4 protein-coding genes and 1 pseudogene are annotated in these 3,514 nt (G+C 46.5%); 3 read left to right on the forward strand and 2 right to left on the reverse strand.

The genetic code is table 11. The features are described from left to right. Positions 1-294: vitamin K epoxide reductase family protein (locus F6K20_RS29560; protein WP_287297075.1), on the reverse strand; the 294-nt coding region annotated here is incomplete at its 3' end. A gap of 331 nt (positions 295-625) precedes the next feature. Then, positions 626-1,456, reverse strand: coding sequence for a photosystem I biogenesis protein BtpA (gene btpA / locus F6K20_RS29565; RefSeq protein WP_008177609.1), 831 nt, complete (start codon positions 1,454-1,456; stop codon positions 626-628). A gap of 95 nt (positions 1,457-1,551) precedes the next feature. Here btpA and F6K20_RS29570 point away from each other — a divergent pair, with 95 nt between their 5' ends. The 3 genes and pseudogenes from F6K20_RS29570 to F6K20_RS29580 all read left to right on the forward strand — a co-directional run. Further along, on the forward strand, positions 1,552-1,992 hold the full coding sequence (locus F6K20_RS29570; RefSeq protein ID WP_131827034.1) for a hypothetical protein: 441 nt from the start codon (positions 1,552-1,554) through the stop codon (positions 1,990-1,992). A 700-nt stretch (positions 1,993-2,692) separates the two neighbouring features. Further along, positions 2,693-2,794, forward strand: a pseudogene (locus tag F6K20_RS40210) (hypothetical protein); the annotation flags it as partial. Between the two features lie 29 nt (positions 2,795-2,823). Next, positions 2,824-3,514 (forward strand): radical SAM protein (locus F6K20_RS29580; RefSeq protein WP_287297077.1); only part of this gene is annotated, 691 nt, incomplete at its 3' end.

Consider the following 3,514-nt stretch of genomic DNA (forward strand, 5'->3'; position numbering starts at 1 on the left):
TTTTGTGTCTCCCTTGACTAACAACGGAGCCAAGGCAAATGTAGCCATACTGGTGTATGCCAGGAAGCCAAACAAGGTTAGTGGCTGACCAAATATACTAGCATAAGGGCTGGAAAGGACATCATTACAGCTAGAAGCATTACCTGCACCCGCGCTGCAAACTGCAGTACCACCTGTCAGTTTAACCACAGTCAGATAAGCAGTTAACAGGGCACCCACGACAGCGATCGCAGCAATCAGCTGACGGGACCAACGATAAATCCAGGGGGCAGAACGCCTGCGACTCACACTCATAATCTAGATAATTAGGAATAGGGGTTGCTTGAAAGTTCTAACTACTACGTTATCAAGTCAAACAACCAATAGACAGAAACCAAGGTGAGATACTGTTGATGCTCAACCTTGAACCTACCCTAGGGGAACGCCAAGGGCCAACAACATTTTTTAATTTAGAATGTAGAATTTAGAATTTAGAATTCTACATTCTGCATTCTACATTCTGCATTCTGACAGACAACCTACCCTAAGGGAACGCCTAGGGCGAACAACCTTCAACCGGCCAACCTTCAACCGGCCAACCTTCAACCGGCCAACCTTCAACCGGCCAACCTTCAACCTTCAACGGTCAAACAATTGGTTTTTGTTCTTGTTTAGCAGACACACTACTGCGTACTGCTTCCACAAATTGACTGACCCGAATCGGGTCAATAGGTTGATCAATTTGTCCACGACGCTTGAGGGAACTAGAAACAATTACCCCATCAGCATATTGCATCAGGGTGGAAATATTTTCCCAATTAGCGCCACTGCCAATAAACACTGGTTTGCCCTTAGCCGCCGCCGAGGCTAACACCAGGTCTTGGGGATTAGTAGGAGTACCGGTTCCCCAGCCAGATAGAATCACACCATCAGCTAACCCCCGCTCTATAGTTTCTTGTACAGCTATGGTGATATTCGGTGATTCCAAAGGTTGTCCATGTTTAACCAGAACATCAGCAAGAATCTTAACATCACTACCCAGTGCCCGACGGTAGCGCAAGAGTGTATGAGCCTGTCCCTCAATTAAGCCCTGATCTGTTGCCATAATCCCAGTCAGAACATTAACGCGGATAAATTTAGCCCCTACACAAGTAGCAATTGCCAAAGCACTATGAGCATCATTGCGTAAAATATTGATCCCTATTGGTATGGGAACCAGGTTCATCAGTCGCTGGACTATGATCGTCATGGTACTGACTACTGCTGGATCGACCTGGTTTTTGGTAAATGGGGCGTCGAAAAAATTCTCAACAATCACCCCATCCACTCCACCAGAGCCTAAGGCGGTGACCTCTTGCTCGGCTCGGTCAATCACAGCTTGCAGGCTACCGCCCCAGCGCGGGGAAGTAGGGAGTGGCAGCAAATGCACAACTCCTATGATTGGATTCGGTGTCTGGAAAATTTGCTCTAAGTTCACAATCCTGGGATGTTTGGAAGCCCCATCTCATCAGGGAGCGGGGAGGAAAAGGTACAGATAGAGCGGACCAGCGCCCCCTGTAGAAAACTTGGGAATTGAGAGTAGGGTCGGATGCCGTTTCTGGCATCGGTCTACCACTGGCATTAATGGTGCGGTGCGACAAGGCGCGAGGTTCAACGCCCACACCGAACGCGCACCAAGAGAAAAGCTATGGTGCTTACTCTTTTGATCAAACCTGGGATTTAGTTCGACCGGTTGCTAAAACCAGTCGCTCAAACCAATTGTATCGGTCAGTGCTATCCCCAAAGCAAGCACCAAAATTCCTGAAGACCATTTCTAGTGGTGCTAGGTTAACAGCGGTGCGACAGCGATGCAGCGAGGTAGCGCGGTCTTGGGGGGAACCCCCACTCGCGCTTTGCATCAAGACAAGGCGCGAGGTTCCCTCGCCAAGGGAACGCGCACCAAGAGAGAGGTTAGCCGTAAAACTACTGCATCTGTTTTTGATGCGTACTTATTCTAGGTCAAAGGTAAAATAGGATTATATATATTACCAGTAGATTGTACCGATACTTTTTAGCTACCAAAGTCTACCAAGATAGACCCTAGCCCGCCAATGCAAGATGCTTTCACATCCAGGGGGTATCTCCGCGCTTCTCTGACGGAATATCCCGCGAGCGCCATAAAAATTCCAAAAAATTTGGTTCCACCGTAGGTCGAGAGCGCAACTATTAAACCCTTGGTTTTCGGCTTTAATTTAAGTTACATAATAATCCCTGTCGGTGTTACCCTAATTCAATTCTAACAAATAATAAGAGTTTTTGGTAGACTCTGCAACATTTTCTCTAGCTGTTTACTAACCTTTGTCCTGTCAACTTTGAGCTTTCCGACCGCAATTGCTTAACAGCCGAGATCAGCACTACTCGATTTAATAACTGTAGTAGCGCTCCCCCGCTCCCCCATAGAGGAATATTACCAACGGGGGTCTGTTGGAGTCACGATCCCGACGATGGCATGATTGGCTGTGGGGAATATTTTTAGATTTCCTAATTTTTTTTTGAATATTTTAATAAAATTTAATTTACAATTAGTGTATAGGTTTTGATAGTGAAATCAACATGGAACATCAGTACTAGTAAATTAGGAGAGCAGATTAGGAGTTGAGCACATCACTGACACACCAAACTCAATCACACCAAGCTCAATCACACCAAGCTCAATCACACTAAGCTCAATCACACCAAGCTCAATCACACCAAGCTCAATCACACCAAGCTCAATCACACCAAGCTCAATCAATGGTGTAAGGTTCTGCTAAAGGGCAGTAGGTTATGTGACTAAGCTGTAGTACAATATAAGATGATGAATGAATGGGCAAAAAGCCAACTGTAGCAATATCTCACTTGGGCTGCGAGAAAAATCGCATTGATACCGAACATATGCTGGGTCTGCTGGTTCAGGCAGGATACCAGGTTGATGCCAATGAAGAATTAGCTGACTATGTTATTGTAAATACCTGTAGTTTTATAGAAGAAGCGCGGCGAGAATCAGTCCGGACGCTGGTAGAACTGGCGGAAGCTAATCAAAAAATTGTGATCACCGGCTGTATGGCTCAACACTTCCAAAGCCAACTACTGGAAGAGTTGCCTGAGGCAGTGGCAGTGGTGGGAACCGGGGACTACCATAAAATAGTAGATGTAATCCAAAGAGTAGAAACAGGCGATCGCGTTCAAGAGGTTTCTACTGAACCAAGCTACATTGCTGACGAAACAACGCCACGCTACCGAACAACTTCTGAAGGGGTTGCTTACCTGCGGGTGGCAGAAGGGTGTGATTACCGCTGTTCCTTCTGTATCATTCCGCACCTCCGGGGAAAGCAGCGATCGCGTACCATAGAATCCATTGTTGCGGAAGCCGAGCAGTTGGCATCTCAAGGGGTTCAAGAGCTGATTTTAATTTCGCAAATCACCACCAACTATGGTTTAGACATATACAGTGAACCAAAACTGGCAGAACTGTTGAGAGCATTAGGTGAAGTAGACATCCCCTGGATTCGGATCA

Origin of the sequence: Moorena sp. SIO2C4, from assembly GCF_010672485.1 — a bacterium.
In the GTDB taxonomy this organism is placed as follows: Bacteria; Cyanobacteriota; Cyanobacteriia; order Cyanobacteriales; family Coleofasciculaceae; genus Moorena; species Moorena producens.